The sequence below is a fragment of the Mesorhizobium sp. M7A.F.Ca.CA.004.12.1.1 genome, assembly GCF_003997835.1.
Classification (GTDB): domain Bacteria; phylum Pseudomonadota; class Alphaproteobacteria; order Rhizobiales; family Rhizobiaceae; genus Mesorhizobium.
In genome coordinates, this window is the sequence record NZ_RZRK01000777.1 from 1 (window position 1) to 2,854 (window position 2,854).

The 2,854-nt window shown below is 63.0% G+C and carries 3 protein-coding genes and 1 pseudogene; 2 read left to right on the forward strand and 2 right to left on the reverse strand.

The features are described from left to right. Together EN984_RS29400 and EN984_RS29405 are read right to left on the reverse strand one after the other, a co-directional pair. Positions 1-312 (reverse strand): DNA gyrase subunit A (locus EN984_RS29400; RefSeq protein WP_281057356.1); only part of this gene is annotated, 312 nt, incomplete at its 3' end. 229 nt (positions 313-541) lie between these two features. After that, positions 542-1,357 (reverse strand): annotated as a pseudogene (locus EN984_RS29405) (AraC family transcriptional regulator); the annotation flags it as partial. A gap of 85 nt (positions 1,358-1,442) precedes the next feature. Here EN984_RS29405 and EN984_RS29410 point away from each other — a divergent pair. Together EN984_RS29410 and EN984_RS29415 are read left to right on the forward strand one after the other, a co-directional pair. Continuing rightward, positions 1,443-1,973: a hypothetical protein gene (locus EN984_RS29410; protein WP_127269843.1), complete on the forward strand. Its 531-nt coding sequence runs from the start codon at positions 1,443-1,445 to the stop codon at positions 1,971-1,973. Between the two features lie 155 nt (positions 1,974-2,128). Further along, the gene (locus EN984_RS29415) at positions 2,129-2,758 is read left to right on the forward strand and encodes a MarC family protein (RefSeq protein ID WP_013531832.1); all 630 of its coding nucleotides are present in this window, start codon (positions 2,129-2,131) and stop codon (positions 2,756-2,758) included. Positions 2,759-2,854 lie beyond the last annotated feature (96 nt).

Here is a 2,854-nt window from a genome sequence, read left to right on the forward strand (position 1 = left end):
GTCCTGTGCCATGCGCACCAAGGCGTCATAGATGGAGGCGTCGCCATGCGGATGGTATTTACCCATCACGTCGGCGACCGGGCGCGCCGACTTCACATATTTGCGGTTCCAGTGGTAGCCGCTCTCATGGGCGGCGAAGAGAATGCGGCGATGCACCGGCTTCAGGCCGTCGCGCACGTCCGGCAGCGCACGGCTGACGATCACGCTCATAGCGTAATCGAGATAGGAGCGCTGCATCTCCTCGACGATGGATATCGGCTCGATGCCGGTGGGGCCGCCGTCGGCGCCGCGCGGTGTCTTCTGGTCGGTCAAATCGGATCACAATCTAATCAGGAATCACTTGGTGCTTATATAGGAAGCAAGCCCGAAACTCCAACCTTCACGGCACTTTTCCAGTGTCATTTTCGGTGGTAATTTCAAATGGATACCGCTGATTGCGACGATATGGCCAAGGCGGTTTTCGCCGCCCTGACGCAAAAGCCTGCGTGTCTGCCTTGGCGGGCACGGGGCCGATTGACGAAGCAGAAAAGGCCCATGCGCCACGGCGGCTGCGATAGTTGCGCGGCGTCTCCCCCATGATCCGCCGAAAACGACGATTGAAAGTCGACAGATCGTTGAAGCCGGCCTCGAAGGCGATCGCCGAGACCGCATCGTTGGACATGCGTAGCCGCACCGCCGCCCTGTGCAATCGCGTCCTGAGCAGGAATTGGTAGGGCGTCATGCCCGCCACCTGCCGGAAGATGCGCAGGAAGTGATACGGACTGGTTGCTGTCTCATTGGCAAGCGCTGAAAGCGAGACAGGCCCATCGGCGTCCAGTTCGATCCGCCGCACTGCCTCGGCCACCCGTTTCTGATCGCGGCGGCTGGGCGCGCGCCCGACATGCGTAGCGCCAGAGGCTGTAGCCACGGCAGCACCGGCCAAGCGCAGGGAAAGTTCCTCGAAGGCGTCGATGTAGGCCATCTCGCGCGCGGTCTCCGCTTCGGCCAGGAGCGGCGCCAGTACCGGCAAAGGCGGCAGGCGCGCCGCCTCGAAAGCCAGCTTCCTGGCGCCCGGAACGCCAGCTGCGATCCGTTCCATGTAGGCCGGATCGAAATGGAACGAGAGGCAACGGTCGCCGCTGCCATGCTCGTGCCCGCATTCGTAACATGTGCCGGGATTGCCGAGCAGGAGCGCGCCGGGCGCCAGCATCGCCGTGCCTTGCTGGGCGCGGTAGCGAAACGTGCCGCTGGTGACCGCAGCGACGCAGAAATCCTGATGCGCTTCCTCGAACGGCCGGTCGCCGGCGCCGGCCGTGCAAATGACGTCCGTCACGTGCCAACCGGCTCCGAATGCGAGACTATGCGTGGTCGTCGTCATAGTCGAAATATAGCAATTTTTCCCAAGCCCAGAACCCCGTCACCGCCTACTCCTAACGGTCTCCTGACAAGAAGAGGCCGCAGCCATGTTCGATCAATCCTCGTTTGCCGAAGCCCTGCATAGCTCCGGACCGATCGAAGGGCTTGCCGAAAAACTGAGCCTTTACGGCCGCTTCGTCGGCGCCTGGACGTTTGAGGCCTCGCGCCACCTCGAGGACGGCACTGTGCTGACAGGGCGTGGCGAGGTGCATTTCGGCTGGGTGCTGGAAGGCCGGGCGATCCAGGACGTGTGGATCCTGCCCGCGCGGGACGCCGGTCCATCGCCATCCTTGGGCACATGGACTTTTTACGGCACGACGCTGCGCGTCTATGATCCCGGCGCGGATGCCTGGCACATCTTCTGGAGCGACCCGCGCAACCAGTATTTCAGCCGCCAGCTCGGCCGCGCCGAGGGTGACACGATCGTGCAAGTGGGCGCCGACGACACCGGCAGCTCGGTACGCTGGAGCTTTTCACGCATCACCGAAAACTCCTTCCGCTGGCTGGGCGAACGCTCGCAAGACAATGGCGCGACATGGCGGCTGGAAGTCGAGTTCCTGGCGCGGCGAGCGGTTTGATCTCCGAGGATTGCAGCAGCCCAGAATAAAAGCGTCGCGATCCTTCGCGCTGCCCTCTGTCCCGCATCAACCACTTTCTCACGAACGGTTCCCACCGAACGGGCTTTGCTCTACCAATATTCTGGCACGGGCACAGCCCGGCGGGAGGGTCAGAGATGCCGAGTTTCGACAGCCTGTTCAACGCTTTCGTCACCATTCTCGTGACCATCGACCCGCCCGGCCTGGCGCCGCTGTTCCTCGCCGTGACGCGCGGCATGAACCGTGAGGAGCGCCAGCAGGTTTCGGTGCGCGCCTCGATCATCGGTTTCCTGGTGATGGCGCTGTTTGCGGTTGCCGGGGCCTCGATCCTGTCGGTGTTCGGCATAACGTTGCCGGCCTTCCGCGTCGCCGGCGGTTTCCTGCTGTTCTTCATCGCCTTCGAGATGGTGTTCGAGCGCCGGCAGGACCGCAAGGAGAAGATCGGCGACGTCGCCATCACCAAGGACATGATCCACAACATCGCCGCCTTCCCGCTGGCGATCCCACTGATCGCGGGCCCTGGTGCCATTTCGGCAACTGTGCTGCTTTCCGGCTCGTTTCAAGGCTTTGCCGCGCAGGCGGCGCTGGTCGGCATCATCTTCGTCTGCCTCGCCATCACCTATCTGGTGTTCGTGCTGTCGGAACGCATAGACCGCATCCTCGGCCAGACCGGCCGCTCGATCCTGACCCGTCTGCTTGGCGTCATCCTGGCGGCACTGGCTGTGCAATTCGTCGCCGACGGCATCAAGGCGCTGATAGCAGGCTGAACGACAGTCCCTACTGCCTACTGCCTACTGCCTACTGCCTACTGCCTACTGCCTACTGCCTACTGCCTACTGCCTACTGCCTACTGCCTACTGCCT

What these genes read in the sequence shown, in the direction of transcription:
- EN984_RS29410 (WP_127269843.1), top strand. Translation starts at nt 1,443, where the DNA reads ATGTTCGATCAATCCTCGTTTGCCGAAGCCCTGCATAGCTCCGGACCG.
- EN984_RS29415 (WP_013531832.1), top strand. Translation starts at nt 2,129, where the DNA reads ATGCCGAGTTTCGACAGCCTGTTCAACGCTTTCGTCACCATTCTCGTG.